This is a genomic window from Mycobacterium sp. 852002-50816_SCH5313054-b (genome assembly GCF_001667185.1).
Classification (GTDB): Bacteria; Actinomycetota; Actinomycetes; order Mycobacteriales; family Mycobacteriaceae; genus Mycobacterium.
Genome location: NZ_LZIC01000076.1, coordinates 1 through 26,325, shown reverse-complemented (window position 1 = coordinate 26,325; position 26,325 = coordinate 1). Strand labels below are relative to the sequence as shown.

The window sequence follows — 26,325 nt, the reverse complement described above, 5'->3', positions numbered from 1 at the left end:
TCGGCTCGTGTTAGATAACTACTCAGATGACGACGACGCCCTCCGCGACGCCGATGGCCCGCAGGTCGCGGTACCAGCGCTCGACCGGGTGTTCCTTCGTGTAGCCATGGCCGCCGAGCAGCTGCACGCCGTCCAGGCCGATCTGCATGCCCTTGTCGGTGCCGAGCCGCTTGGCCAGCGCCGCTTCGCGGGTGAACGGCAGGCCCTGTTCGGCGCGGGCGGCGCCGCGCCAGGTGATCAACCGCAGTCCGTCCAATTCGATGGCGATGTTCGCGCACATGAAGGCCACGGCTTGCCGGTGAGCGATGGGCTCGCCGAAGGCCTCGCGCTCCTTTACATAGGGGACGACGTAGTCGAGCACCGCGTGTGAGGTGCCGACCGCCAGCGCCGCCCAGCCCAGGCGGGACAGCGCTATCGCCTCCGAATAGTCGTCGCTGGAGGCTTCGTCCCCGCCCAGCCGGGCGCTCAGCGGCACCGACACCCCGGACAGCTCGACCTGACCCAGGGCGGCCGCGCGGATTCCCATGCTCGGATCCGCCTTGACGGCAAGACCTTTGGTGGACGACTCGACGATGAACAGCGCGGGCTTGCCGTCCAGCTGGGCGCCGACGATGAACAGCTCGGCGTCGGCCGCCGCGGGCACCAACGACTTCACGCCCTCGAGCCGGTAGCCGCTCGGGGTGCGCACCGCGGTGGTCTTCAACCGGGTGGGGTCGAACAGAGGTTGCGGTTCGGCGATGGCCACGCAGGCTTGCGGGACGTTCTCGCCGGCGAACTCGTGCAGGTAGGTCGCCTGCTGATCGGCGCTGCCCCAGTGGGTGAGCGCGGACGCCACGCCCCCGGGCGCGAGAATCGGCAGCGCCAGACCCATGTCGCCGTAGGCGAGCGCCTCGGCCACCAGCACGTTGGTGACGCTGGAGCGGTGGGCGGCGATGCCCTCGAAGTCCTCGGGGATGTTGATCGCGGTAATGCCCAGTTCGGCGGCCTTGGCGATCAGGTCGGGCGGGTAGGTCGCGGCCTCGTCGGCGTCGTGCGCCGCGGGACGCAGCACCTCCTCGGCGAACTCGTCGAGGGTCTCGACGATCATCTTCTGCTCGTCGTCGGGCATCAGGTCGAAGTAGTCCTTGCCGCTGGACTTGAGCCGGGTCGGCCCACCCCGGAGGTTCTGCACCCGCTTGAACTGGCGGGTCGCGGCGCCGGCGGTGGAGAAGATCGTCTTCGTGCCGTAGCGCAGCCCCCGGTTGAGCGGGTCGCGGAGGTGGTATTTGTCCAGAAACTCCTGGCCGACGAGCGGGGTGAGCAGCGCCAGGGTCAGGTCGATGCCGGTCCGCTTGTGCGGTTGCAGTCCGACCCCGGTCTTGCGGCCGCGTCTCTTCAAGCGTGGGCGGGTGGCCTTCGAAGTCTGTTTTGAACCGGAGGTCTCGGTCATTTCAGCAGCCTCTGTCGTTGGGGCAATGCGGATATCTCTATCTTACTCCGGAGTAAGATAGATGGGACTGCGTGTTAACTAATTCACAAAGACTAGGCCCGCAGGCGGGAAAGCACCTGGTCATGCAACAGGCCGTTGGTGGCCACGGCGCTGCCGCCGTGCGGGCCCGCGGTCCCGTCCAGGGCGGTGAACTTCCCGCCCGCCTCGCGCACCAAGATGTCGAGCGGCGCCAGATCCCACACCGACACCTCCGGTTCGGCCGCGATGTCGACCGCGCCCTCGGCGACCAGGCAATAGGACAAGAAGTCGCCGAAGGCTCGGACCCGCCACAGCTCATCCGTCAGCCCGATGAAGCGATCACGCAAGCCGCGGTCCGCCCACCCCGACAGGCTGGAGAACGACAGGCTCGCCGAATCCAGCTGCGCCACAGAGGAAACCGATAACTGCCGCGGCGGGCTGCCGTCGACGGTGGCGAACGCGCCGTTTCCCCGCGCCGCCCACCAACGCCGGCGCAGCGCCGGCGCGCTCACCACGCCGACCGAGGGGACGCCGTCGGTGAGCAACGCGATCAGGCTGGCCCACACCGGCACGCCGCGCACGAAGTTCTTGGTGCCATCGATCGGGTCGATGATCCACTGCCGCCCGCTGAAGCTGGCGGTGCCGCCGAACTCCTCGCCGACGACGCCGTCGTCCGGCCGTTCGCGCCCCAGCACGTCGCGCAGGTCGACCTCGACGCCGCGATCGGCGTCGGTCACCGGCGTCAAATCCGGTTTGGTGTCGACGCGCAGGTCGAGCGCCCCGAACCGGGCGGCGGTCAGCGCGTCGGCGCGGTCGGCCAGGGCGAGCGCCAGCGTCAGATCCTCGCGACTCATGGGAGCAGTCCTACCATGGCCAGGTGTGGGAATTCGGTGTGCTCATCCTCCTCGTGGCGGTCCTCGGGGTAGCCCTTGCCCAGCGGTTCCTCCCGCGCGGCCCGCGCGGCGAGCTGGCGAGCGGGACGCTGCTGGTGACCGGGGTCAGCCCGCGGCCGGCCGCCACCGGCGAGCAATTCGTCACCATCGCCGGCGTCATCAACGGGCCGACCGTCAGTGAGTACGCCGTCTATCAGCGCATGGCGGTCGACGTCGACCGCTGGCCGACGATGGGCCAGCTCCTCCCGGTGGTGTATTCGCCCAAGAATCCCGACAATTGGCGGTTCGCGCCGGCCGCACCGCCGGCCGCCTAGCTAGCCGCCCGCGGGCGGGCGCGTCATCACGTTGAGCCGGGTCCCGTAGCGCGGCAGGACGCCCGAGGCCCGCCCCATCGTGCCCGCCGGCATCCCAGGCACGCCCGGGTAACCGGACCCGGCCAACTCGTCGGTGCCCGGCAGCGTGGTCAGGCCTGCGGGCTGCAGCGCAGCGACCCTAGTGGTCGACGGCGCGGACCAGCTGGCCGGCACCGACATCGGCCCGATCGCATTCGCCCGGGCCATGCTCACCGTGACCGCGTTGGGCAGGCCGCCGACCCCCGTTGCGCTGGCCGCACCCTGCAACTGCCCGAGCCCGATCGGCCCGAGCGCGGGTGCAGGCGCCCCGACGCCGGATAGATAGGCCAAGTTGGCCTGCGCGCTGGTGAGCAACGACGGCATCGATCCCATGGCTGCGGTCCCCTGGATCCCTGTATTGAGGAGCTGTATGGAGTCGAGCACGCTGAGCGGGTTTGTGCTGATCGGAATGGGGCTGAGGTTCAGAAGGTTGCCTATGGCATTCGATAGCTGCGTACTCAACCCCTGCAATAGCGAGTAGATGGTGGCGAACGGGTCGGCGGCCGCCTGGTTGGCCGCGGCGGTCTGCTCGTTGACCCCGCCCGGGTTGGTGTTCTGCGCGGGGGACGCAAACGACGTCAACCGGGAAGCGGCCGCCGAGCTGACGGCGTAGCCGTTCATCGCAGTGGCGTCCTGGGCCCACATCTCGGCGTACTGGGCCTCGGTGGCCGCGATCGCCGCGGTGTTCTGGCCGAAGAAGTTCGTCGCGATCAGCGCCTGCAGCTGCGCGCGGTTGATCGCTATCGCCGGCGGGGGCACCGTCATGGCGAAGGCCTGGTCGAATGCCGCCGCCGCGGCCCTGGCTTGCATGGCCGTCTGTTTCGTCTGCTGGGCGGTGGTGGTCAACCACTCCACGTACGGGGTCGCCGAGGCGGTCATTGCCGCCGACGCCGGTCCGTGCCAGTGCAGGGTGGTCAGGGCCGAGAGCACGGAGCCATAGGTCTCGGCTGTGGTGCCCAATTCGGCGGACAGCGAGTCCCAGCTGCCGGCCGCGGCCAACAACGATCCGGACCCCGGGCCACCGTAAATGCGAGCGGAATTGATTTCGGGCGGAAAAAAGGCGTAATCCATGTCAGGTCTCCCTGTTGGTGTACGTGGTGAACCGTGCCGGTCCCGATTCGGCAGCGTGTCCGCCTCCGCCGCAGTGGCGGTGGTGATAAGAATGTAGGCGCCGCTGCGGGTCTGTACCGGAAATTTCGGCCAAATCCGACCGTGTCGGGGGCATCGGCGGCAGCCCCCTGAAAATGTCCGAGTGCGGCCGCGCCGGCTGGCCGCGATCGGCGAATCGCCTTTCGGATAGCCGGGGTCAACGCCGATACCCCGCCATATGTCGGGGCGCCGCAGGCCACCGTCGAATTGTGAGGCCGGCCTCTCCACGGGTTCGCGCCGGTTTCCCGAGCCATTGATAGGGGCCAATGGCCCCCATTTGTGAATCCAACGCCCCTGGGTAAACCCCGTTCCAGGCCAATAACGTACGGGTGGGCCGTAACCGTATTGGCAGTTCCGAGCAGCGCAGGAGACCCCGATGGGTGATTCAGCTCCGAGCGTCGTCGTCGGCGTCGACGGATCGAAAGCGGCCATTGCCGCTGCGCGCTGGGCGGTCGACGAGGCGGTGAGCCGCGACATACCGCTGCGATTGGTTTACGTGATCGAGCCGTCAGAAACTCACGCAACCGGGGACCGCGAGGGCCGGTTGGCCACCGCCCGTTCGGCGTTGCAGGACGCCCGACGCGCGGTCGAGGCCACCGGGCAGCCGGCGAAGGTCGAAGCCGAAATCCTTTGGGGCAGGCCGCTTGTCAGCATGATGGAGGAGTCCAGGTCGGCGGTGCTGATGTGTGTCGGGTCCATCGGGCTCAATCATGCCGCCCATGGCGTCGGCTCCCTTTCTGCGAGCTTGGCAGCGTCGGCGCTGTGCCCGGTCGCCGTCATCCGCCGCCCGTCGGGCAGGCGGGCAGCCGCCAAGGTCAGTCGCGTCACCGTGCAAGCCGACAACGCCGGGGTGCTGCGCCAAGCCTTCGAGGAGGCGCGACTGCGGCGAGCCCCGCTGCGCGCAATTGCGGTAGCCCGTTCCGCGGGGCCGGACGACGTTGAGGCGAAACGTTCTGCGCAGGCGCTGCTGAGACGCCGGATTGCCCGGTGGACGCGGCAGTACCCCGACGTGCAAGTCGAATCCGCCGTCGTGCGGGGGAGCGTCGACGAGTATCTGGCCGCCAATCCGGAGCCGGAGCAGCTTTTCGTGACCGACGCGCGCGCGTGCTACGACCTGTGCGGCGCGCACAACGCCGGGAATTCCATTCTCGCCACGCGTTCGAGCAATCTCTAGCGGCGTGCGGGCGCGACTTGGATGAGCCTAGGTTTCTTTTTGGTCGACGATCATGAGGCGGTGCGGCGCGGCCTGATCGACTTGCTTTGTGCGGACCCCGAACTCGACTGCGTGGGGGAGGCCGGATCCGTCGCCGAGGCGATGTCCAAGATTCCCGTGGCCAGTCCCGATGTCGCCGTAGTCGACGACTGGCTGCCCGACGGGCACGGTGTCCAGCTGTGCCGCGATCTCCGGTCGTCCATGCCGGATCTGCGCTGCCTGATCCTGACGTCGCATAGCTCTGACGAGGCGATGCTGTATGCGATCCTTGCCGGCGGCAGCGGATATGTCGTCAAGGACATCAAAGGCATGCAATTGGCTTCCGCCGTCAAGGATGTCGGCGCCGGGCGATCTCTACTCGACCCGCGGGCCACGGCCGCGCTGATGGAGAGGGTGTGGCGGATCGCCGAGGACAACGACGGGCGCTGGGGCCTCGACGACCGGGACCGCGCGTTGTTGAGCTTGCTCGGTGACGGCCTGACCGACAGGCAGATCGCCGAGCGGACCAGGTTGGCGGAAGACCTCGTGCGCAAACGCGTGTCGCGTGTGCTGGTCAAATTGGGTGTGACCCGCTACCCGTACACGCTCGACCGCCAATGGTTCTAAGCCGCCCGATCAGCCGTGTCCGATCCGCAGCAGCTCTGCGAGGCTGGGTAGCTTGACGCGGGGGCGCCCATGGGGCTCGCCGGCGGCCCGCTCGTGGCGGTCGATGACTTCCCAGTGAGCGGAGGTGACCACCTTCGGCTGACGCGATGCCAGCCAGTCCACCAGCTTGTCGGCGTGGTCGTCGTCGAAGTCCGCGAGTTCCTCGGCAGCGGCCAAGTCACCCAGCAGGGTATCGACGGTCTCCTGGGAGTCCTTCTTATTGGTACCGATCACACCGGTCGGTCCGCGCTTGATCCACCCGACGACGTACTCGTTGCGGCTGCCATCCACCCGGCCGTCGGTGTTGGGGATGGTCGCGCTCTTGTCGTCGAACGGCAGACCCGGGGTGGGCACGCCGCGGTAACCGACCGACCGGACCACCAATTGAGCCGGCAGCTCCTCGCGCTCGCCGGTGTCCTTCGCCGCGACCCGCCCGCTCTCGTCGCTGACCAGCTCGTTGCGGCCGAGCACGATGCTCTCCACCTTGCCGTCACCCTTGATTTCGATCGGAGAAGTCAGGAATCGGAAGACGATTCGGCGATGGCCGGGCCGCGGGGCGCGCTGGGCGTAGTCGCGCAGCACCTTGATGTTCTGCTTCGTCGTCTTTCCCACCGCGGCCGCGTCCTCGTCGCTGATGCCCTCTAGTTGGGCCGGGTCGACGATGACGTCGACCCCCTCGAGGTCCGCGAGTTCGCGCAGCTCCAGCGTCGTGAACGCCGTCTGCAGCGGTCCGCGCCGGCCGATGATGACCACCTCGTCCACACCGCAGGGGCGAAGCGATTCCAGGGCGTGGTCGGCGATATCGGTCTGCCCCAGCACATCCGGGTCGGTGACCAGGATGCGCGCCACGTCGAGCGCCACGTTGCCGTTGCCCACGACAACGGCCCGGGTGCCCGACAGGTCGGGCGTGCTGCGCTCGAAGCTCGGGTGCGCGTTGTACCAGCCCACGAAGTCGACGGCGGCGACGCTGCCTTGCAGATCCTCGCCCGGAATGTTCAGCGCGCGGTCGGACTGCGCCCCCACGGCATAGACCACGGCGTCATAGCGCTCGGCGAGTTCGGCCGCCTCGACATGCTCGCCCACCACCACATTGCCGAAGAAGCGGAAGCGGGGGTCCTCCGCGGTCTTCTCGAATTGCTTGCTGATCGACTTGATCTTGGGGTGGTCGGGGGCGACGCCGGAGCGGACCAACCCCCAGGGCGTCGGCAGCATCTCGAGCATGTCGACGGCCACGTCGATGTTCTCCGAGGCGTCGGCGGCCTTCAGCAACGATGCCGCGGCGAAGAATCCCGACGGTCCGGAGCCGATGATCGCGACGTGATATGGGCGCATCCTCGAGCCTTCTGTTCGTGTGGGGCTGGTCACCTGATGCTAAACGCTGGCACCCGGGCCATGACCTGAGCATTGGTAACGTGGGCGCCTGTGGAACCCGACCGTCAAGCCGACATCGCCGCCCTTGACTCCACCCTGACCACGGTGGAGCGGGTGCTCGATGTGGACGGTTTGCGCAGCCGCATCGAGAAGCTGGAGCACGAGGCGTCCGATCCCAAGCTGTGGGACGACCAGACCAATGCGCAGCGCGTGACCAGCCAGCTGTCCCACACGCAGGGCGAGCTGCGCCGAATCGAGTCGCTGCGGCAGCGCCTCGACGACCTGCCGGTGCTCTACGAGCTGGCGGCCGAAGCGGGGGAGGGCGGCGCCGACACGCTCGCCGAGGCCGACGCGGAGCTCAAGGCGCTGCGCGCCGATATAGAGGCCACCGAGGTGCGCACGCTGCTCTCGGGTGAGTACGACGAGCGCGAGGCGCTGCTGACGATCCGTTCGGGCGCCGGAGGGGTGGACGCCGCCGATTGGGCCGAGATGCTGATGCGGATGTATATCCGCTGGGCGGAGCAGCACAAGTACCCGGTCGAGGTGTTCGACACCTCCTACGCGGAAGAAGCGGGCATCAAGAGCGCCACCTTCGCGGTGCATGCTCCCTTCGCCTATGGCACGTTGTCCGTCGAGCAGGGCACCCATCGGCTGGTCCGGATCAGCCCGTTCGACAACCAGAGCCGGCGTCAGACTTCGTTCGCCGAAGTCGAGGTGCTCCCCGTCGTGGAAACCACCGATCACATCGATATTCCGGAAGGCGACGTGCGGGTGGACGTCTACCGGTCCAGCGGCCCCGGCGGCCAGTCGGTGAACACCACAGACTCCGCGGTGCGTTTGACCCACATCCCGACGGGTATCGTCGTGACTTGCCAGAACGAAAAATCGCAACTGCAGAACAAGATCTCGGCAATGCGAGTGCTTCAGGCAAAGTTGTTGGAGCGCAAGCGATCAGAAGAGCGCGCTGAGCTGGACGCGTTGAAGGGTGAGGGCGGCAGCTCCTGGGGTAACCAGATGCGCTCCTACGTACTGCAGCCGTATCAGATGGTCAAGGATCTGCGGACCGAGTACGAGGTGGGCAATCCGACCGCGGTTCTGGACGGGGACATCGACGGATTCCTGGAAGCGGGGATCCGGTGGCGCAATCGAAAAGATGCTGACTAACACGACATTTACTGCCGCAACCGCCTCGATACAGGCGCTGGGCTGGCACGAATTCTGGCGCGGCGACGCCGGTCAGTGGATCATCACCCGCGGTCTGCGGATCGTCATGGTGTTGATCGCGGCGGTGCTCGCGGCCCGCTTCGTCAACTGGGTGGCCCAGCAGGTCACCCGCAAGCTCGACCTGGGCTTCGCCGAAAGCGACGCCTTGGTGCGCTCGGAGGCCACCAAGCATCGCCAGGCCGTGGCGTCCGTGATCTCCTGGGTTTCGGTCGTGATCATCGGCATCTGGGTCATGCTGCAGATCGCCGACGTGCTGCGGTTTTCGGTGAGCGGTTTGGTGGCGCCGGCGACGGTGGTGGGCGCGGCGCTCGGTTTCGGTGCGCAGCAGCTGGTGCGAGACCTGCTCTCCGGGTTCTTCATCCTGGTCGAGAAGCAGTACGGCTTCGGAGACCTGGTCAACCTGACCGTGGTGTCCGCTACGGAGGCCAGCGGCACGGTCGAGAACGTGACGTTGCGCGTGACCCGGCTGCGCTCGCCGGATGGCGAGGTGTTGACCATTCCCAACGGGCAGATCGTCAAGGTGGTCAACCTGTCCAAGGATTGGGCCCGTGCCGTGGTGGACATCCCGGTGTCGACCACCGCCGACCTGAACCGGGTCAATGAGGTCTTGCACCAGGAATGCGACCGCGCGATGGACAACCCGGTGCTGGGCGAATTGCTGCTGGATCCGCCCACCGTGATGGGCGTGGAAAGCATCGGAGTCGACACCGTCACCCTGCGCATGGTGGCCCGCACCCTGCCCGGCAAGCAGTTCGAGGTCGGCCGGCAGTTGCGCGTCCTGGTCATTCGAGCGTTGGCCCGCGTCGGAATCATGACCGCGGCCGACGCCAAGGTCGGTCTGGTCGACGATCCCTCGGTCCCGGCGGCCGAGGCTGCCGAAGAACAAGCCGATGCGGCGGTGCGGGGCCGGTGAAGTTCACCGTGAACATCCTCGAGCGGCGCGCCGGGGGAGCGCAACGGCGCTGGAGCCACCTGTTCGGCGGCCGGATGCGCACGTCGACGCTGATCTTGATAGTGGTGTTCTTGGCCACATGGTGGGTGTACGACACCTACCGGCCCGAACCGGCTGCCAAGCCCCCGGCCCCGCAGGTGGTGCCGCCGGGCTTCGTGCCGGACCCGAACTACACCTGGGTGCCGCGCAGCCGGGTGCAGCAGCCGCCGGCAACCGTCACGTTCACCCCGACGCCGACGACGACGGTGCCGCCGAGCACTACCGTGCCGCCGCCCACGACGACCACCACGACGCCGCCGCCGTTCGCCCCGCCGCAGCTGCCGTGCCTGCTGCCGGCGCCCTTCTGTCCGCCGAGCACCAGCCCCACGCCGACCCCGCCGCAGCTGCCACAGCCAGGGCCCGGCCCGGCGCCGAGTTCGCCGGCGCCGGCCAGCTGACTTCGCTTGCCGGCGAAATTCACCGCTACACTGGCGTGCCGTGATGATCACCCTTGACAACGTCAGCAAGAAGTACAAAGCGTCGGCTCGCCCGGCGCTGGACGACATCAACGTCAAAATCGACAAGGGTGAATTCGTCTTCCTGATCGGCCCCTCGGGTTCGGGCAAATCGACGTTCATGCGGCTGCTACTGGGCGAGGACTCGCCGAACACCGGCGACATCCGGGTGTCGAAGTTCCACGTCAACAAGCTGCCCGGACGACACATCCCGAAGCTGCGCCAGGTCATCGGCTGCGTCTTTCAAGATTTCCGGTTGCTCCAGCAAAAGACCGTCTATGAAAACGTCGCTTTCGCGCTGGAGGTCATCGGCAAGCGCCGAGACGCCATCAATCGGGTGGTGCCCGACGTACTCGAGACCGTCGGCCTGTCCGGCAAGGCCAACCGGCTGCCGCACGAGCTGTCGGGTGGTGAGCAGCAGCGGGTGGCGATAGCCCGCGCGTTCGTCAACCGGCCCCTGGTGCTGCTGGCCGACGAGCCGACCGGCAACCTCGACCCGGATACCAGTAAGGACATCATGGATTTGTTGGAGCGGATCAACCGCACCGGCACGACGGTGCTGATGGCGACGCACGACCACCACATCGTGGACTCGATGCGGCAGCGGGTCGTCGAGCTGTCGCTGGGCAGGCTGGTGCGCGACGAGCAGCGCGGCATCTACGGGATGGACCGCTAAGTGCGCTTCGGCTTCCTGCTCAATGAGGTCCTGACCGGCCTTCGTCGCAACGTCACCATGACGGCCGCGATGATCCTGACGACCGCGATTTCCATCGGCCTGTTCGGCGGTGGCCTGCTGGTGGTTCGGCTGGCCGAACACTCCCGGGCCATCTACCTCGACCGCGTCGAGACCCAGGTCTTCCTCACCGAGGACGTCTCCGCCAACGACCCTTCCTGCACCGCCAATCCGTGCAAGGCGCTGCGGGAGAAGATCGACAAGCGTGACGACGTCAAATCGGTTCGGTTCCTCAACCGGCAGGACGCCTACGACGACGCGATCCGCAAGTTCCCGCAGTACAAGGACGTGGCCGGAAAAGATTCGTTTCCAGCATCTTTCATCGTCAAGCTGAATAACCCCGAGCAGCACAAGGATTTTGACACCGCGATGCAGGGACAGCCCGGGGTGCTGTCCGTGCTTAACCAGAAGGATCTGATCGACCGGCTCTTCGCGGTCCTCGACGGCTTGAGTAACGTCGCGTTCGCCGTCGCCCTGGTGCAGGCGGTAGGCGCGATCCTGTTGATTGCCAACATGGTCCAGGTCGCGGCGTATACACGTCGCACTGAAATCGGGATCATGCGTCTGGTCGGCGCCAGCCGCTGGTATACCCAGCTGCCATTCCTCGTGGAGGCGATGGTCGCCGCGGCGCTCGGTGTGGCCATCGCGGTCGCCGGCCTAATTCTGGTCCGGGCAACGTTTTTGGACAGCGCGCTCAACCAGTTCTACCAAGCCAACCTGATCGCCCGGGTCGACTATGCCGACATCATCTACATCTCGCCGATCCTGTTCCTGCTCGGCGTGTCGATGGCCGGGCTGACCGCATACGCGACGCTGCGCCTGTACGTCCGGCGGTAGCTGTGGCCAAGGACTCGAGCCGGGGCAAGGCGGCGGCCGGCAAGGGCGGCAGCAAACAGGTTGTGGCCACCAATCGCAAAGCGCGCCATAACTATTCGATCGAGGAGCTTTACGAGGCCGGAGTGGCCTTGCAGGGCACCGAAGTCAAGAGTCTGCGCGAGGGCCACGCGTCGTTGGCCGACGCGTTCGCAACGGTTGACGACGGCGAAGTGTGGTTGCGCAACCTCTACATTCCCGAGTATCAGCACGGTAGCTGGACCAACCATGATCCCCGCCGCAATCGAAAGTTGTTGTTACATAGGCAACAAATCGACAGACTGGTCGGCAAGATACGAGATGGTAACCTCGCGCTCGTGCCAATGTCTCTGTATTTCTTCGAAGGAAAGGTCAAAGTCGAGCTCGCGCTCGCGCGCGGCAAGCGAGCGTACGACAAGCGCCAGGACCTGGCCCGTCGCGACGCCAATCGCGAACTGCATCGAGAGTTGGGCCGGCGAGCCAAGGGCATGAGCTGATCGGGGCGGCGTACGCCCAGCTGTCTGCCGTTACGTATGGCGTCAGCGATTTCGTGGGCGGTGTGGCCGCTCGACGGGTGGCCGCGCTGCGGGTGATGCTGGTGGCCTACCCGCTCGAGGCACTGATTCTGGGCGTGCTGGCCGTCGGCGTGGGCGGCCCCATCCAGTCCGGCGCGATCATCTGGGGCAGCCTGTACGGCATTGGTATGGCGTTCGGCATGTGGGCGTTTTTCGCCGCGCTGGGCTCCGGGCCCATCTCCGTGGTCTCACCGCTGGCCGCCGTCCTGAATGCGGCCGTGCCCGTCGCGGTCGGCGTGGCGCTGGGGGAGCGACCCGGCCAGGCGGCGTCGGTCGGTGTCGTTCTGGCCCTGATCGCGGTGATGTTGGTCAGCCGCGAGGCCACCGCCGACGGCGTGACGCCCTATCGATTCACCCCGAAGGTGGCCTGGCTCACAGTGCTGGCCGGTTCGGCGATGGGGCTCAACATGGTGTTCCTTCATCAGGCGCCACATGCGACCAAGCTCTGGCCGCTGGTGTTCGCCCGGCTGGCGGGCACCGCGGTGGTGGTCGGCATGTCCGCCCTGAGCAACAACTTGCGGCTGCCGCGCGGCAAGCCGATGAAGATGGCGCTGACGGTGGCCCTGCTGGACATCTGCGCCAACGTGACGATGCTGCTGGCGCTGCACACCTGGCTGCTTTCGCTGGCCAGCATCCTGATCTCGCTGTATCCGGCCGCGACCGTCGTGCTGGCGATGGTGGTGCTGCGGGAACGCGTCAGTCGCCTTCAGGGGGTCGGAATGGTGATGGCCATGGGCTCGGTGGCGATGATCGCCGCAAGCTAACGATCGGCTGCGTGATCGGCCTACTATCCGACCATGGCCGATCGACCGGTGACCAAACTCGACAAATCCGAGGTGCTCGCTGGCCTCTTCGCTGTGTGGGACGACATCGACGCCCTGCTGGACGGGCTTGCGGAGGCGGAATGGCAGGCGGCCAGTCCGCTGCCGGGGTGGGACGTCAAGGCGCTGGTGGCGCACATGATCGGCACCGAGTCCTTCCTCGCCGGCGTCCCGGCACCCCAGCCCGACATCGACGTATCGGCGCTCGAACATGTCCGCAACGACATCGGCGTCATGAATGAGTGCTGGGTCCGCCACCTCAGCTCGGAAGCCGGCGCCGACGTGCTGGCGCGGTTCAGGGACATCACGAGCGACCGGCGCAAAGCCCTGACGAGCATGTCCGACGAGGACTGGGACGCGGTCGCGCCGACGCCGGTGGGCCCGGAAAGCTACGGGCGATTCATGCGGGTCCGGGTGTTCGACTGCTGGATGCACGAGCAGGACATCCGGGAGGCGCTGTCGCGGCCGTCGTCCGACGACGCGCTGCGCGGCCCGGCTTCGGAACTCTCCCTCGACGAGATCGCGGCAACCATGGGCTACGTCGTGGGAAAGCGTGCCAAGGCGCCCGATGGCTCGCGCATCCTCTTCGAGCTGACCGGTCCGGTGGCCCGCGCCATTCGGGTCAACGTGGACGGCCGCGCTCAGCTGGTCGACGGCTTCGGCGGCCAGGAATCGACGGCCACGATCCGGCTGGATGGGCTGCAGTTCACCCGGCTCTCCGGCGGGCGCCCGATGAGCCCGGCCCGCGCCCAGGACATCGAACTCGGCGGCGACAAAGACGTCGCCACCCGGGTAGTCGAAAACCTCAATTTCGTGATCTAACAGTACTTTCCGCGCGATATACATCACACCGCGCGGCGTATGTGTATCCACGCCGCCTGATTGGGTAGCCGAAAGCGTACGGACGCGCCTCGCGCCGACACCGAATCGTCAACCCCAGGAGGGCCGATAGTAATGACTGCACCCGACACCACCCGTTTGCTCGCGCAGCTGCGCACGCTGCTGGACCTGACCAACACCGAGATCCAGATCGCCGAAACCCGCGTTGTCCAGGCACGCACCGAGGCGGTGCGCCGCGAACTCTCGCAGAACGCCGCGAATGGCCGCAAGCGGGCCGAGGCCCTTGAGGCCGCGATCCGCAAGCTGGGCGGCTACCCCGACGTCATCGGCCCGTTCCTGGGTCGGGCTGCGGCGGCGGTCAAGGCGCTGACCGAGCAGGCCGAACCGTTCGACGAGGCGTTGCTGGGCGACCTCGCGCTCGAGGACCAGCTGCTGGACCGCGCGCGCTACGCCAAGGCGCTGGCCGTCGCGGCCAAGCGCCAGGACATCGAGAACCTGGCGGAGCGCATGATCACCGCGCACTCGGCCACGGTGGACTGGCTGACCACCGTGCTGGCCGAAGATGCGCTCGGCGGACCGGCCGCGCTTCGCCGCACCCCGCTGCAGATGGCCACCGGCACGGCGGTCAAGCTGGTCAACCTGCCGGCTTCGTGGTCGGCCCGCGGCATCGACAGGGCCGTGGACGCGTTGCGCTCCACCGGGCCGGCGTTCAATGACCTGGTCAAGCGCGGCGGCAATGCGGGCGAGATTGCGGCGAAGGCGTTGTCCGCATCGCAGAGTGCGGCTTTGAAGGCCGCGGAGCGGGTCACCCGCTCCGAGGGGGCGGACGAGGCCGCCGACGCGTTGCACTCGGGCCGCACGGCCGCCGGCGTCCTGGACGCCAAGGAGCTGCCCATCCGCAAGTACGACGACCTGAACGTCAGCGAAGCGGTGGCCGCGATCAAGGAGCTGACGGCCCCCGACGACGTTCGCGCGATCCTCGCCTACGAGGAGGCGCACAAGAACCGGCAGGGCATCGTTTCTGCCGCGCAGACCCGCGTCGCCGCGATCGCACAGGACGTCGTGGGCATCAAGTAACGGCTGGCGACGGACCGCTCGCCGCCTCGGCACCGAGTACCCCCTGGAGTCGTCAGACCGGGGGGTACTCGGCTTTGGCGGTCAGCTCGGGAAGTTAATTCCGTTGCCCGCTGTTGGTTACCGCGTACCATTGATTGTCCCGCCGAAAGTCGGCGGGGATGCGAGGGGCTGAACGGCTTCGACTTCGCGCATCGAATCAAGGGAAGCGTGCCGGTGCAGGCAAGAGACCACCGTAAGCGTCGTTGCAACCATATAAGCGCCGATTCACATCAGCGCGACTACGCTCTCGCTGCCTAAGCGACAGCTAGTCCGTCAGACCGGGAACGCCCTCGACCCGGAGCCTGGCGTCAGCTAGAGGGATCCACCGGTGAGTCCGGTCGCGGGACTCATCGGGACATGCACAGCGACTGGGATCGTCATCCTGGCTGGTTCGCGTGACCGGGAGATCCGAGTAGAGGCATAGCGAACTGCGCACGGAGAAGCCTTGAGGGAATGCCGTAGGACCCGGGTTCGATTCCCGGCAGCTCCACTGAATCGATGCCTTGCCGTCGTTGCTCGAAACAAGGCTAGGTGTTGATCTCAATAGCAACTTCGGCCCCGGTGAAATCGAATCCGGGCGTCAACGGTGCTGACATCGACCGTCAACTCCCAACGAGGTCTCGTGGGCTCTCCGGTTATCGGATGCTGCCGACTGCTCGCGAACGCTATTGCTCAACGTCGGCGCACCAGTCATCATACAGTTGTGCTATCGGATGTATGACCACTGCCAGGGCGGCTCTGATCAGCCGATATTCTGCGGGAGTGTTGCTGCGTAAGGAGGTCAACCGTGGCGCGTAGACGGGGCTGGGACGGGCATCCGCCGGCGACCGACGAGGAAGCCTCGCGGCGCATCGTGGCCAGTGCGGTCACGCTGATCGCCGAAAGTGGTTCCGATGTGAGCATCGCTGAGGTTGCTGAGTCGCTGGGCGTCATCAGACAGACGGTGTATCGATACTTTCCCAGCGCCGAGGCCTTGATGCAGGCAGCGGCGGTGGCATCCGTCGACGGCTTCCTCGACCGGCTCACCGAGGCGGTCAGCGGGATCAGCGATCCGACCGAAGCGATGACCGAAGCTGTGCTATATGCGCTCGAACAAGTAAGGCGCACACCCCATCTGGGCATTCTGCTGTCCGAACCGTACCGCAACGCCCACACCCCAAGCCTGGCCTCCGATGAAGCCCAGGCGTTCGGGATGCGGATGATCACCCGCTTCGACGTCGACTGGGAGCTCTACGGCTACGACCAGGCGGCGCTTCGCGAACTGGTTGAGTTCACCCTACGCACGATGCTGTCGTTCTTCGTCGCGCCCAACGACCCCGGCCGCAGCCGAGATGACCTGCGGCGCTTTATTAGACGGTGGCTGGGAGGCGCGATCTTGGCCCAGCCCCACGACGCCGCCGTTGCTGCAGCCGCCAGACAGTAGCTGCTAGCGGCCCGTTGACCTCGAATAGTGCGTCCGGGTTTCGCGGCGTCAGATCTTGCCCTGGAGGAGCTCGCCGACCACAAGCTGGGTGTAGTACCAGGCGGTTTTGCCGATCGTCGGCGGGTCGAGGGTGCTGAAGACGGCGTCGGCGATGCCAAACGGCATCATGCCGGGTATCGGCCCGCGCGCGTACTCCAGCATGAACGCCGCGTCGGGCACGGCGTAGCCCTTGGCGCGGCCGCCGGCGAGATAGGTTACGTCGCCGGGTCGGTAGACGCTGCGCTCAAAGTCGCCCTCCTCGTAGCACCACACCTCGCCGTCGATGATGAAGTCCCACACCTCACTGGCGTAGCGGCCGGAATGGCCTTCGGTGCCGATCGGGGTGCCGAAGAAGATGAGGTATTCCGACAGCGAGGCGTGCAGGAGCTTCATCTGCCCCATCGCGCCGCCGGCGTTGTTGAACACCCAAGGGATGTCGTCGCGGATGTGACCCGGATATTCGTGTTTCAGCTCGGCGATGATCTGCGCGAAAGCCGCATCCTTGCTGTCCAGACCGACAGCCTTCTTAGCGATCGAGTGCAAGTGCTCGGAATCGAATATTGCTCCCATAACAAGCGACGCTACGCTATCATACGATGATCGTCCAATGTGTATGATGAGGTCGGCGAGGGGCATACTCCGGATCTGACCACGCCGGCGTCGAAAGCCACCGCGCGACATCTCCACTCAGGAGTTCTTGCGAACTGCTCCGTGATTACGCGGGGCGGGCATAGGCTCCCGTTGTTCGGCGATCGCAGAGGTAATGGGGAGCGGCACGGTGTCCTACGTTCTTGCGCTGCCAGAGGTGATGTCCGCCGCGGCGACCAATGTGGCCTCGATTGGTTCGGTGGTCTCGACGGCACATCAGGAGGTGGCGGGTGCCACCACCGGAGTAGTGGCCGCCGCCGAGGACGAGGTGTCCGTGGCGATCGCGGCGCTGTTTTCTGCCCACGGCCAGGGCTATCAGGCGCTGAGCGCGCAGGCTGCGGCTTTTCATGGGCGGTTTGTGCAGGCATTGACCGGCGCGGCCGGCGCGTATGCGGCCGCCGAGGCGGCGAACGTTTCGCCTTTGGCGAGCATTGAGCAGGCGTTGCTCGGTGTTCAGCAGGAAGTTCAGCAGATCCCCACGACACTGGGCGCCGGCGTCAGCAACGAACTCAATTTTCTCTTTTCCGAGCCGGGTTCCCCAATCTTGGCGCTGCTCACCGGAGACAATCCGCTACTTGGGATAGGCATCAGCAACAGCCCGCCGCGGTTGTTGCCGCTGCTGCTCGGAGAGACGGTCCAGCACACCACGTATAACGGGATGCCCGTCGTGCAGATCACGCCGGCGCACCCCACCGGCGATTACGTGGTCGCCATTCACGGTGGCGCTTTTATCTTTCCGCCTTCAATCTTTCATTGGCTGCAGTACACGGTGACGGCCTACCAGACCGGCGCGACCTTCGAAGTGCCGATCTACCCGTTGGTGCAGCAGGGAGGCACCGCGGGCACGGTGGTGCCCAACATGGCCGGTTTCATCTCCAGTCAAGTCGCCGCACACGGGGCCCCGCACGTCAGCGTGATGGGCGACTCCGCGGGCGGCAACCTCGCACTAGCGGCCGTCCAATACATGGTGCAGACGCCCTCGCTTGGCCCGGTCCCGAATTCCATTGTGTTGGTGTCTCCGTGGCTGGACCTGGCGTCGACCGGGGGGCAGATCGGCAAGGTGTGGGCGGGCGGCCTTTCGCTGACCAACCCCGAGGTGAGCCCCCTGTACGGGTCGCTGAGCGGACTTCCGCCGACGTATGTCTACTCGGGCTCGCTGGATCCGCTCGAAGCATCGGCGTTCGCCCTCCAGCAACTGGCCGTAGCCCAAGGGGCCCCGATGGGTTTCGAATTCAACTACGGCGGCATTCACGACTGGGTTCTGCTTACGCCCCTCGGCCCGCTGTCCTGGCCGCAGATCGACCAGCAACTCGGTATCGCGGCCTGACGCACCGAAACCACAATCACAGGCCAAGCCTGAGCTTTGCGCGCGGGAGCGGAAGGACTCAAGTAGCCGACTACTCTAGCTGGCCCGGCATCCACGGCGGAACCCTAACGAGTGGGACAAAGTAATACCGTCGTTCGCGATGCGAAGGGGTTGTCATGGACGCCCAAGACTCTAAGACTGTGCACGACAGGCCGGCTGGCGAGGCCATCACGACCGCGACGGCATGCCTACGCGGCATCGTGCCGACACGATTTCGTTGGTGGCTCGGCATTCCAAGCGTGCTCCTGATCGGTTTGGGCGCATCCCTGTTCGCCGCGTATTGGGGAAGGGCCGACGCGGAATACCTGTTCACGGTGATCTTTAGCAAGAATCCGGAATTCCTCTGGAGGGGAATACCTGCCTTCGCGGTGAAGGCGCTGAGCGACGCCCTGCGCTTTGACTGCTTCGTGATCCCTGGTTATTGCGTGGCGCTCATGATCTGTGCCTTGGTCTTCATGTCTCTCGCGTTCTCCGAGTCCGGCAAGAAGTTGAGCCATTGCATCCTTGCTGCGGCGGTCGTCGCCACGGTCGCACACATACTCGAGGACATTTTGATTTACTGCGTTCTGCACCGGACGCCGGGCGGGTTGCTCAGCCGAGTGCCCAACCCATTCTGGATTTATGCGCCCCCGGCGGTGGCAACCGTGAAATGGTGCGCACTCGTTGTGGCGGTGACGGCGATACCCGCCGCCGTTTTCTCGGTAATCCGGATGGCCCTGTCGCACCGGCGCATGCGCAGGTACCGGCGACGACACAACGGCCGAAACTGGTGGGACGACGCGTTGTCGGCCCCGGCGCCGGTGCCGGGGGAGGGTGACGTGGAGGCGGCCTGGCGTCGGGCCTATTACGTACCTGACGGCGAAGGCTCGGCCGGCAGTCACGATGACGGCTCCGTACCGACGCCAACGGCGCTGTGCCTGTCCGGCGGCGGAATCCGCTCTGCCTGTGTGGCGATGGGCGCAATGCAGCAGCTCGCCGGTCCGCGAGGCGCCGTCACAGACGCGTGGCCAAAGGGACCGGCGCTTGACGATTTCGACTATGTGATCTCGGTGTCCGGTGGTGGGTTCAGCGCCGGGGCGCGGGTGCTCGGCGTTCAACCGGAACCAACACAGGACCGCCGGGGCGGTGGGGTGATCGCGCGGCTGTCCGACCGCTTCAGTCCCGGCTCAGTCGAATTCGATTCCTTGCGCCGCCGCTGCGACTACCTCGCTGATTCGCCGCTCGCACTGCTGCGGGCGCTGGCCGAGGTTTTCAAGAACCTGCTGGCGTCGCTGCTCATCGTGGCCTCGTCGGCGGTCATTCTGGGCTGGCTGCTGGGCATGTTCGTAAACTATTTTCCGTTCAGGGCGGTGGTCCCCTACAGGGGTGCCGGACCATCATCTGCCCCGATTGAGCACCAGCGGGTGGATATCGAAGCGCTTCATGCCCGCCCGGTAGCGGCGTTTGCGGCCATCGCGATTCCCGTTGCGGCACTGATCGTCTGCGTCATCCTTGGTCTGATCTGCGAGTGGGCCTCCACGTCGCGGTGGAGCACCGTGTGCCAAAACTTTTTCGGCCGGTGGGGCCGTAGGGCCGCGTTGCTGGCTTTGGTGGTATTCGGTCTCAGCGTCGCGGGACCCGCGCTGATGTGGCTGTGTTTGCAGCGACCGGACAAAGGGCCTGTGGGGGCGATCGGCGGTATCGCGGCGGTGGTAACCCTGCAGTTCTCGACGACCCTTTTGTCGATGACGTCGAAGAAGGACAGCCCGGTGAATCCCTCGCGGTGGCTGAAACTGGTTCCGTCGGGAGTCGTGCGCATCGCCTTAGTCGTTTTGACGTTGGGCGTGCTATTGGTCGCATGGCTGCTGCTGCTCGGAATCGTAGCCGGCCACGTCTTCAACATGGAGATCCACCAAGCGATCCTCAATCCGACCCACAGCCGGCAGCCTTTGACGTCCGACATTCAGTGGCTATACCTGGGCGGGATCGCGCTGCTTGCGCTGCTGCTGAGTAGCTTTGACGTGACCTCGCTCAGCCTGCACCCGTTCTATCGGCAACGACTGGCGCACGCATTCGCCGTCCGCCGCCTCCGCGGGAAAGCCGTGGAGTACACGCCTAGCGAGTCGACATGGCTCGACCAGTACGGCAAGGCGCAGACCGGTGGTCCGAAATTCGTGTTTGCCGCCGCCGCCGCCATCTCTGACGGTGACATTCGGCCGGCACCCGGCCTGAATGCCGTGTCGTTCGTCATGACCGCCGATCACATTGGCGGGCCGGCCCTTGGCTGGCTCAAGACTGAGGAACTTCGTTACGCATCACCCCCGCGCATTCAGCGCGACCTCACCGTACAAGCAGCGATGGCGGTGAGCGGAGCGGCGTTCGCCTCGGCAATGGGAAGGCAGGGACAAGGCATTCAGTCGCTGCTGGCGCTGTCCGGTGCGCGGCTGGGAACCTGGCTTCCCAACCCACTTTTCGTGAGGAACATTCAGCTCAATGCTGCCGACCCTTCGTTCCCCAAGGCGCTGCCGTCGGTGCGGGGAGCCGGGTATTTCTACCGGGAGCTGTTGGGGATTAATAAGTTCGATGCGCGACTCGTTCAGGTCACCGACGGCGGACACTACGAAAACCTGGGCCTCGTCGAGGCCCTGCGCCGGCGGTGTCGACTGATCTACTGCATCGACAGCAGCGGCGACTGTCCTCCGTTGCTGTCCGGTCTGTCCGATGCAATCAGACTCGCCAGATTCGAACTCGGCATCGAGATCACCATGGAGAACGGCGGACCGTTCGGTGTGGAAAATCTCGCGCCGGGATCCGGCGACCAGTTCGGCGATAGTAACGCGTTTTGCAGCCTCAACGCCCGCGTCACCAAATGCGCTGTGGCAAGGGGAAAAATCACCTATCCCGAAGCAGCCGGAATCGAAACGGAAGAGGGCAGAACGGGCTGGCTGATCATCGCCAAAGCTGTGTTGTGGCAGGAGTTGCCCGATTGGGTTTTGACCTACGCTGCGGAGCACGGCGGCGCAGAGTTCCCCCACGACAACACATCTGACCAATGGTTTTCCGAGGGGCAGTTCGCTGCATATACGGAGGTTGGTCGCAGCATCGCGGTGAGTGCGATGAAGGTCCCCGGGGACGGCAGCTTCCCCGCGGCCGAATCCCCAGTGCAGGTGGTCGAGGGCGCCGAGCCCGCAGAGTCGCCCAGGTCGGCGGCATGACTACACCGGAAGGAGCTTTTCGATGATTACCCGCCCGAGGACGCGTCATACTCGTCACGCACGTGTGGGTCGGCTGATGTGCGCCACCCTTTGCAGCGCGGCACTTGCGCTCGTCGCGAGTCCGTTCGTAGCGCCGGCCATCGCGCGCGCCGATTTCAACCAGCAGTTCTACGAGTTCTGCATCACCAACCTTGGTCAGGGCAACGACTACTGCTGCGCGCATGCGGCGGGCAATGTAAAGGGCGGCTCTTGCCTAGATCCGGCGACCGGGAACGTTATCTCGCCGGCGGCCGTGTTAAGGCAGGGCTGAACGCCCACGTCTGATCGCTCGAAGGTGAGGGGCGCAGGCCCCGGACGCGGGCTAAAATTCAGGGCGCAATGCCGGTGAGCCGAAGGGGGAGCATCGTGACCGATGGGTTCAAGGTCGATCCCGTCGCGCTGCACGTCGGCAGCAACGACATGTTCAACGCGATCGGTCAGGCCGCTGTGGAATTCCTCGGCCATGAGGAAGGGCTTGCCGGGGCCGCGCCGGGGTGGGTCGGGTCCTCGCAGCTGGCGTTGGCTGAGCTTTCGGCGCGGTGGGAGATCCGGCACGACCAACACCAGCTGCGGGTGGACGGGTTGGGATCGCACGTCGCCGAGGCGATGTTCAGCTATGCCACCAACGAGGACGACTCGACCCGAGCTTTCAGGTCGCTGCGGGACTAGGGGTAGCGCGTGGGGCCGTTGACCCCGAATGACGTCAAGCGATGGGATCTCGGCGCAATCCAGCAGGTGTTCGAGACGGCCAACGGGCGCGCCAGCACCTTGCAGCGGTTGGGCGACAACCTGCAGCAGGTCCACAACGTTCTCGGCGGCTGGGACGGGGAAGCCGGCGAGGCGTTTCGCGCCGACCTGGGCAAGGCTCGGCGCGACATCGAGGCAGACGGTCAGGAGTCCAGGCAGGTGGCCGCGGCGGTGTCGCGCGCCGAAGCCGACGTGCGGGCGTGCAAGAACGAGTTGGCTGACATTGAGCGGGCCGCTGACGCCAAGGGCTGGAAGATCACGCCGGACTGGCGAATAGACGTGGGCGACACCTGGGTTGGGCGCGACACCTTGGAGTTCGCCGCACAGCAGCAGGTGTTGCAGGACCGGCTGATCCTGTTGAAGGCGCACGCCGACAGCGCCGACCACGAACTCGCCGCGGCCATCCGCGCCGCCGTGAGCGAGGCCCCGTTGGATGCCGGCGGACGTCCGCCAGCCGGCGGCCCACCGCCGCAGCAAGGCCGGCCCAAGCCACCCGGAGCACGCCATCCGCGGTCGCTGGAAGACATGCTGTTGCCCGACGGCCCCGCGGAGCCGGGGGCCGGCAAGGGCCCGCCGTCGGACGCACCCGCTCCGGCTACCGGGACTACGGGCAAGCCGCCGTCGCTGCAAGACCTCCTGCTGCCGAGCGACAAGCAGCCGGCGGCCGGCCAGGGCGACCAACCGCAACCCGGCAGCCTGCCGGACCTCTTGAGCCGGCTCCATCAACCCGTTGTCCCTGGCCCGCCGCCCCAGCTCAAACCCGCAGACGTGGAGAGCTTCAAGGCGATGGCCCGTCCAAGCATGATCCGGGATGGGGTGCCGCCGGAACAGATCGAGGCTCGTCTCAATGACATCGTGGGCCGCACCCAGCAGTGGATCGACAACGGGATGCCGAACTACGTTCCGCCCGAGCCGAAGGCGCCACCGCCGCCGGGATTCGGCGAAGGATTCGCTGACCGCTGGTTTGCCACCGAACAGGGCATCCATAACCTCCTCGGGGTCGGGGGGCCCGGAGCGCCCGGCGTGCTCGAGTCATGGCAGCAGATGCTCAAGGGGACCGTCGAGACCGCCGTAAACCCGTTCGGTACGGCGATGGGCGAGGTCAAAAACGCGCTCGATTCGCCCAGCCCGGCCTACTACCTGGGAGGCAAAGCCTCCGACGGCGCCTTCGCCCTGCCCGGCCTGCTTTTCGGAGGTGAAGGGGCTGGCATCGGCCGATTGGCCGACATCGATGCCGCCGCCGCAGTCGATTACGGCCCAACGCATTTGCCCCAGGTACCGGTCGGCTTGGATCACCCCATCCCTTACCAGCCGTTCGCAGACCTGGTGGGGCAAGATCTGTATTCCAGCTTCGTGCACGGAGAACCCACCACCGGCCTGAGCCAACAGTTCGCTGACATGTCGACCCACTATGTTGGCGACAACCCGGACCGAGTAGTCCTAGGTAGATGGGCAGGCCACGACGATGGATACATCGGGGAAGCCAGATCTAACGGCGGAATCTACTACGACACCGGCGGGCAACCATGGGATGCGCTCACCGGCGGGCTCAATGAGCTAGACAAGCAGATTCTTGGGTGGCAACCAAATGAGGCGTTCCTCCGCCAGCAGATGGAAAACCACGTGCCTCGGATCGAGTACGTCTTGCCAGATGGTTTCAACAGCGTCGATGAGGTTGCGCGCGTACGTCGGGAGACTTTCTCAGCGTTCGAGATTAACTTCTTGGACCAGAATGGGGCGAAGTTCGGTTATACGCGGATCGGGAACGCTTGGGTCTACGAGGGTGGATAACTGCGAATGAGCTCCAGCGATGTGGAACGGTACATGGGTTCAATGTTGGCGGCGTTAGGGTTTCATCTTGACGAGGTCGACGCCGAGACCATGTACGGCGAGCGTCCGGCATGGGCGGTCTTCTACCGCGGACCTGACTGCAAGCTTCAGGTGTGCTGGTCTGCCCGAGAGGGCGGAGTCGACTTCATGCTCGCCCCGCTAGATGCGCCGAACGAGTACGGCCTCATTAACAGATCGACGAAGTGGCGCTTCATGCTGGCCCTCAGCGATGCGACCGATGACTTGGGCCTGCCGCCCCTGGGAGCAGGCACGGACCAGGTGTGGGCTTGGCGAAAGGCACTCTTCGAAGCCCATTTCGAATCCGCTCATGATGCCCTAGTGGGAAAGACTAAATAACAACACGACTCCTTGCCTAATGTGAGTGAGAAAAGATGTTTAGAAAAAAACGAAAAGAACCCGCTACCGACTGGGCGTGGGCGGCGATGACGAAAGAATTCCTTGCCGGAGTCCGGTCTATTGTTGAGCCCTTATTGATTCCGCTTGGATTCCACCTAGATGAGTTCGGTGATGCGGTCTATCATGATCGGAAGGCCTACGTCGTGTTCTTCCGTTCGAAGGATTGCAAGATCCAGGTCTACGACGCACCGCGGGAAGGTACGATCAATTGCATGATCGCCCCGCTGGATGCAGCGAATGTGTTTGGTCTATACGATCAGTCCGGCAAGTGGCAGTACCTTCCGAGGTTCGCCATCCGGCAAGGCGTCCCGCTCGAAGAAATCATGAAGGATAAGTTGCCAGTCGATTTTCCGACGACCGATCAATCTCTTGAATCAGTGCGCCGCCGTATCGAGAAATATTTTCCAGTCGCGCACGATGGGATTCTCGGGACGAAGAGTGATGACGTTGATCTGAACGAAGCGATCGTTTCATGCCTGCGCCGGTACCCGGCAAGCAATCGCGGTGAGTTCGAAGCGCGCTTTGGATCAGCGGCTGCGGCCGTGATGGAGCAGGTGCGTGCGATCCTCAACGAAGCGATGACGGTTGAGCCCGATTGGAATCGCATGCAGCTCAACGAGGCAGGAGATTATGTCGAAGCGGTAATGCATGACCGGCATCCGAACCTCACGCCGGAGGCACTCGAGGCTATCGGCAACTATTACACCTTTCAGATGCGCTGAGTTGACGCGTGGGCTAGGAAGCTGAGGCGAACGGGGTATCCATTGGGAAATACGGATCGCTTGTTTGAAGATAAATCAGCCGAGCTACAGGCCGAGCTCGATCGGTTGTCGGAAAAACTCGGTGCTCGTTCCATGCCTGTCGGCATGCGAACAAATGATGGTCTCAATATTTATGTTGCCGACAACGGCTCGTACCACTTCGCCTTCTACGAACGAGGAAAACTGGGTTTCGATCAGGTCGGCAGCCTCGATGACGTTCTCTACTGGTACACCGAAGGTGTAGTGACGCGTCTGGCGGCCAAACAGGTGGGGGGTCGCGCGGAACGCTTCAAGTACGAGTACAAGGTATTGAGTCAATTTGATGTCGCATGGGCGAAGCGGCGGGTGCGTGAACTCGCCGCTCTTTTCCGCAACGGCCAGCTCAAGGATATTTCCCTACTTCCCGACATCGGCGAAGCGTTATGACGCAAGCTTCAGTTGCCCGCCTCGATCGCCGCGACTCTCGCGGCAGCGTCGGGTCCGCAGAAGCGCTGCAGATCCACCGGCCCGGCGGATACCAGATCGTTGATGCGCCGCTTCAGGTCACCTGAGGTTAGGTGGGCGTACAAGTTCGCGCCGGGGCAAGAAGTCTGGGCCAGGTCGCGATGGCCCGCCAACGTGTCGGGCGCGATACGAAAATTCTGCACGGCCCACGCAAACGCCAGAGCCGCTCCATGCAGCTGGGCCTCCGACACGGCCTCTTGATCGAAGTCTCCTTCGCACAGGACCAGGAAATGGCCCGTCGTGTTGTAGTCCGTCGCGGTGTCGCCGGCGATTTCGGTGCTGCGCAGTTCGTAGATGTTGCCGTTGCGGTCGATGCCGACGTGATACGCGATGTCGATCCAACCCTTCTGGTCTTGGTGGTAGTGCTGATCCTGCCGGAGGCGGCCCGGGGCATTGCGGTTGTCGCCGAGAACCACGGCCTCGTGGTGGAGAGTCATGCGGGTGATGGTGTGCGGCTTGCCACCGGGGCGGGCAGCCTGCGCGCCCCAGGCGTCTCGGCACAGCAACTGAGCCGAAGTCGCAGCGGTGAGCCGGACACCGGTCGTCGACGTCGAGCACGCACCGAGCATGGAAGCCACGCCGAGGCCGCCGGCCAGCGTAAGGAGCTGACGGCGGTCGAGGAGACTGGGCGGGTCGGGGG

General features: G+C 65.5%; 27 protein-coding genes, 1 other RNA gene and 1 pseudogene. 23 read left to right on the top strand and 6 right to left on the bottom strand.

Annotation, left to right across the window (positions count from 1 at the left end):
• Nucleotides 1-22: 22 nt before the first annotated feature.
• Both A5787_RS16760 and hisN read right to left on the bottom strand, forming a co-directional pair.
• Nucleotides 23-1,429 (bottom strand): acyl-CoA dehydrogenase family protein, encoded by a 1,407-nt coding sequence (locus A5787_RS16760; RefSeq protein ID WP_066968934.1) that lies wholly within the window; start codon nucleotides 1,427-1,429, stop codon nucleotides 23-25.
• Nucleotides 1,430-1,521: 92 nt separating this feature from the next.
• Nucleotides 1,522-2,301 (bottom strand): histidinol-phosphatase, encoded by a 780-nt coding sequence (gene hisN, locus A5787_RS16755; protein WP_066968932.1) that lies wholly within the window; start codon nucleotides 2,299-2,301, stop codon nucleotides 1,522-1,524.
• A 23-nt stretch (nucleotides 2,302-2,324) separates the two neighbouring features.
• On the opposite strand from hisN, the gene A5787_RS16750 reads away from it, so the two are divergent.
• A complete protein-coding gene (locus A5787_RS16750) occupies nucleotides 2,325-2,654 on the top strand; it encodes a hypothetical protein (protein ID WP_066968929.1) in 330 nt (109 codons plus the stop codon).
• Here the strand turns inward: A5787_RS16750 and A5787_RS16745 are convergent, their stop codons facing one another.
• A complete protein-coding gene (locus A5787_RS16745; protein ID WP_066968927.1) occupies nucleotides 2,655-3,803 on the bottom strand; it encodes a PPE family protein in 1,149 nt (382 codons plus the stop codon).
• A 454-nt stretch (nucleotides 3,804-4,257) separates the two neighbouring features.
• On the opposite strand from A5787_RS16745, the gene A5787_RS16740 reads away from it, so the two are divergent.
• Together A5787_RS16740 and A5787_RS16735 are read left to right on the top strand one after the other, a co-directional pair.
• On the top strand, nucleotides 4,258-5,055 hold the full coding sequence (locus tag A5787_RS16740; RefSeq protein ID WP_066968924.1) for a universal stress protein: 798 nt from the start codon (nucleotides 4,258-4,260) through the stop codon (nucleotides 5,053-5,055).
• Nucleotides 5,056-5,076: 21 nt separating this feature from the next.
• Nucleotides 5,077-5,700: a response regulator transcription factor gene (locus A5787_RS16735; RefSeq protein WP_066968922.1), complete on the top strand. Its 624-nt coding sequence runs from the start codon at nucleotides 5,077-5,079 to the stop codon at nucleotides 5,698-5,700.
• Between the two features lie 9 nt (nucleotides 5,701-5,709).
• Here A5787_RS16735 and A5787_RS16730 read toward each other — a convergent pair whose 3' ends face one another.
• Nucleotides 5,710-7,071 carry an FAD-dependent oxidoreductase gene (locus tag A5787_RS16730; RefSeq protein WP_066968920.1) on the bottom strand — a complete coding sequence of 454 codons (1,362 nt, stop codon included), beginning with the start codon at nucleotides 7,069-7,071 and terminating at the stop codon, nucleotides 5,710-5,712.
• A 90-nt stretch (nucleotides 7,072-7,161) separates the two neighbouring features.
• Here A5787_RS16730 and prfB point away from each other — a divergent pair, with 90 nt between their 5' ends.
• The 11 genes from prfB to A5787_RS16675 all read left to right on the top strand — a co-directional run bounded on the left by prfB (nucleotide 7,162) and on the right by A5787_RS16675 (nucleotide 16,140).
• Nucleotides 7,162-8,274, top strand: a complete 1,113-nt coding sequence (gene prfB, locus A5787_RS16725) for a peptide chain release factor 2 (protein WP_066968918.1) — start codon at nucleotides 7,162-7,164, stop codon at nucleotides 8,272-8,274.
• Nucleotides 8,264-9,247, top strand: a complete 984-nt coding sequence (locus tag A5787_RS16720) for a mechanosensitive ion channel family protein (RefSeq protein WP_066968916.1) — start codon at nucleotides 8,264-8,266, stop codon at nucleotides 9,245-9,247. Before prfB ends, A5787_RS16720 begins: the two co-directional genes overlap by 11 nt.
• Nucleotides 9,244-9,723 (top strand): hypothetical protein, encoded by a 480-nt coding sequence (locus A5787_RS16715; protein ID WP_066968914.1) that lies wholly within the window; start codon nucleotides 9,244-9,246, stop codon nucleotides 9,721-9,723. The genes A5787_RS16720 and A5787_RS16715 overlap by 4 nt, the downstream gene beginning before the upstream one ends.
• Before the next feature lie 43 nt (nucleotides 9,724-9,766).
• Entirely contained in the window at nucleotides 9,767-10,456 is a 690-nt protein-coding gene (gene ftsE, locus A5787_RS16710; RefSeq protein WP_066969101.1) for a cell division ATP-binding protein FtsE, read from the top strand.
• Complete coding sequence (gene ftsX / locus A5787_RS16705; RefSeq protein WP_066968912.1) at nucleotides 10,457-11,350, top strand: permease-like cell division protein FtsX; 894 nt, start codon at nucleotides 10,457-10,459, stop codon at nucleotides 11,348-11,350. It begins immediately after the preceding gene.
• A 2-nt stretch (nucleotides 11,351-11,352) separates the two neighbouring features.
• Complete coding sequence (smpB, locus tag A5787_RS16700; protein WP_066968911.1) at nucleotides 11,353-11,862, top strand: SsrA-binding protein SmpB; 510 nt, start codon at nucleotides 11,353-11,355, stop codon at nucleotides 11,860-11,862.
• Nucleotides 11,859-12,704: an EamA family transporter gene (locus A5787_RS16695; RefSeq protein ID WP_369829129.1), complete on the top strand. Its 846-nt coding sequence runs from the start codon at nucleotides 11,859-11,861 to the stop codon at nucleotides 12,702-12,704. The genes smpB and A5787_RS16695 overlap by 4 nt, the downstream gene beginning before the upstream one ends.
• Before the next feature lie 33 nt (nucleotides 12,705-12,737).
• Nucleotides 12,738-13,583, top strand: a complete 846-nt coding sequence (locus tag A5787_RS16690) for a maleylpyruvate isomerase family mycothiol-dependent enzyme (RefSeq protein ID WP_066968907.1) — start codon at nucleotides 12,738-12,740, stop codon at nucleotides 13,581-13,583.
• 132 nt (nucleotides 13,584-13,715) lie between these two features.
• Entirely contained in the window at nucleotides 13,716-14,678 is a 963-nt protein-coding gene (locus A5787_RS16685; protein WP_066968905.1) for a hypothetical protein, read from the top strand.
• Between the two features lie 164 nt (nucleotides 14,679-14,842).
• Nucleotides 14,843-15,210: a transfer-messenger RNA gene (gene ssrA / locus A5787_RS16680) on the top strand.
• A 294-nt stretch (nucleotides 15,211-15,504) separates the two neighbouring features.
• Complete coding sequence (locus A5787_RS16675; RefSeq protein ID WP_066968903.1) at nucleotides 15,505-16,140, top strand: TetR/AcrR family transcriptional regulator; 636 nt, start codon at nucleotides 15,505-15,507, stop codon at nucleotides 16,138-16,140.
• Between the two features lie 48 nt (nucleotides 16,141-16,188).
• Here the strand turns inward: A5787_RS16675 and A5787_RS16670 are convergent, their stop codons facing one another.
• A complete protein-coding gene (locus A5787_RS16670) occupies nucleotides 16,189-16,749 on the bottom strand; it encodes an ERG2 family protein (protein ID WP_066968901.1) in 561 nt (186 codons plus the stop codon).
• 208 nt (nucleotides 16,750-16,957) lie between these two features.
• Between A5787_RS16670 and A5787_RS28795 the strand changes: the two are divergent.
• The 9 genes and pseudogenes from A5787_RS28795 to A5787_RS16630 all read left to right on the top strand — a co-directional run.
• Nucleotides 16,958-17,278, top strand: a pseudogene (locus A5787_RS28795) (PE family protein); the annotation flags it as partial.
• A gap of 207 nt (nucleotides 17,279-17,485) precedes the next feature.
• The gene (locus A5787_RS28790; protein WP_369829128.1) at nucleotides 17,486-18,154 is read left to right on the top strand and encodes an alpha/beta hydrolase; all 669 of its coding nucleotides are present in this window, start codon (nucleotides 17,486-17,488) and stop codon (nucleotides 18,152-18,154) included.
• A gap of 155 nt (nucleotides 18,155-18,309) precedes the next feature.
• Nucleotides 18,310-21,387, top strand: coding sequence for a patatin-like phospholipase family protein (locus A5787_RS16660; protein ID WP_156763981.1), 3,078 nt, complete (start codon nucleotides 18,310-18,312; stop codon nucleotides 21,385-21,387).
• Nucleotides 21,388-21,409: 22 nt separating this feature from the next.
• Nucleotides 21,410-21,697 (top strand): hypothetical protein, encoded by a 288-nt coding sequence (locus A5787_RS16655; protein WP_156763980.1) that lies wholly within the window; start codon nucleotides 21,410-21,412, stop codon nucleotides 21,695-21,697.
• A gap of 95 nt (nucleotides 21,698-21,792) precedes the next feature.
• Nucleotides 21,793-22,095 (top strand): RNA 2'-phosphotransferase, encoded by a 303-nt coding sequence (locus A5787_RS16650; RefSeq protein ID WP_231994018.1) that lies wholly within the window; start codon nucleotides 21,793-21,795, stop codon nucleotides 22,093-22,095.
• A gap of 9 nt (nucleotides 22,096-22,104) precedes the next feature.
• On the top strand, nucleotides 22,105-23,964 hold the full coding sequence (locus A5787_RS16645) for a WXG100 family type VII secretion target (RefSeq protein WP_066968892.1): 1,860 nt from the start codon (nucleotides 22,105-22,107) through the stop codon (nucleotides 23,962-23,964).
• A 6-nt stretch (nucleotides 23,965-23,970) separates the two neighbouring features.
• Entirely contained in the window at nucleotides 23,971-24,360 is a 390-nt protein-coding gene (locus tag A5787_RS16640) for a hypothetical protein (RefSeq protein ID WP_066968890.1), read from the top strand.
• Nucleotides 24,361-24,395: 35 nt separating this feature from the next.
• Nucleotides 24,396-25,142 (top strand): hypothetical protein, encoded by a 747-nt coding sequence (locus A5787_RS28220; RefSeq protein ID WP_231994017.1) that lies wholly within the window; start codon nucleotides 24,396-24,398, stop codon nucleotides 25,140-25,142.
• 132 nt (nucleotides 25,143-25,274) lie between these two features.
• Nucleotides 25,275-25,607, top strand: a complete 333-nt coding sequence (locus tag A5787_RS16630; protein ID WP_066968888.1) for a hypothetical protein — start codon at nucleotides 25,275-25,277, stop codon at nucleotides 25,605-25,607.
• An 8-nt stretch (nucleotides 25,608-25,615) separates the two neighbouring features.
• On the opposite strand, the gene A5787_RS16625 is transcribed toward A5787_RS16630, so the two are convergent.
• A partial coding sequence (locus A5787_RS16625; RefSeq protein ID WP_231994015.1) for an N-acetylmuramoyl-L-alanine amidase occupies nucleotides 25,616-26,325 on the bottom strand: 710 nt, incomplete at its 5' end.

Bases quoted from the DNA above. Each gene is read 5' to 3' on its own strand.
- A5787_RS16760 (WP_066968934.1), bottom strand. From the start codon at position 1,429: ATGACCGAGACCTCCGGTTCAAAACAGACTTCGAAGGCCACCCGCCCA.
- hisN (WP_066968932.1), bottom strand. From the start codon at position 2,301: ATGAGTCGCGAGGATCTGACGCTGGCGCTCGCCCTGGCCGACCGCGCC.
- A5787_RS16745 (WP_066968927.1), bottom strand. From the start codon at position 3,803: ATGGATTACGCCTTTTTTCCGCCCGAAATCAATTCCGCTCGCATTTAC.
- A5787_RS16740 (WP_066968924.1), top strand. From the start codon at position 4,258: ATGGGTGATTCAGCTCCGAGCGTCGTCGTCGGCGTCGACGGATCGAAA.
- A5787_RS16735 (WP_066968922.1), top strand. From the start codon at position 5,077: ATGAGCCTAGGTTTCTTTTTGGTCGACGATCATGAGGCGGTGCGGCGC.
- A5787_RS16730 (WP_066968920.1), bottom strand. From the start codon at position 7,071: ATGCGCCCATATCACGTCGCGATCATCGGCTCCGGACCGTCGGGATTC.
- A5787_RS16720 (WP_066968916.1), top strand. From the start codon at position 8,264: ATGCTGACTAACACGACATTTACTGCCGCAACCGCCTCGATACAGGCG.
- ftsE (WP_066969101.1), top strand. From the start codon at position 9,767: ATGATCACCCTTGACAACGTCAGCAAGAAGTACAAAGCGTCGGCTCGC.
- A5787_RS16690 (WP_066968907.1), top strand. From the start codon at position 12,738: ATGGCCGATCGACCGGTGACCAAACTCGACAAATCCGAGGTGCTCGCT.
- A5787_RS16685 (WP_066968905.1), top strand. From the start codon at position 13,716: ATGACTGCACCCGACACCACCCGTTTGCTCGCGCAGCTGCGCACGCTG.
- A5787_RS16670 (WP_066968901.1), bottom strand. From the start codon at position 16,749: ATGGGAGCAATATTCGATTCCGAGCACTTGCACTCGATCGCTAAGAAG.
- A5787_RS28790 (WP_369829128.1), top strand. From the start codon at position 17,486: ATGCCCGTCGTGCAGATCACGCCGGCGCACCCCACCGGCGATTACGTG.
- A5787_RS16660 (WP_156763981.1), top strand. From the start codon at position 18,310: ATGGACGCCCAAGACTCTAAGACTGTGCACGACAGGCCGGCTGGCGAG.
- A5787_RS16655 (WP_156763980.1), top strand. From the start codon at position 21,410: ATGATTACCCGCCCGAGGACGCGTCATACTCGTCACGCACGTGTGGGT.
- A5787_RS16640 (WP_066968890.1), top strand. From the start codon at position 23,971: ATGAGCTCCAGCGATGTGGAACGGTACATGGGTTCAATGTTGGCGGCG.
- A5787_RS28220 (WP_231994017.1), top strand. From the start codon at position 24,396: ATGTTTAGAAAAAAACGAAAAGAACCCGCTACCGACTGGGCGTGGGCG.
- A5787_RS16630 (WP_066968888.1), top strand. From the start codon at position 25,275: ATGCCTGTCGGCATGCGAACAAATGATGGTCTCAATATTTATGTTGCC.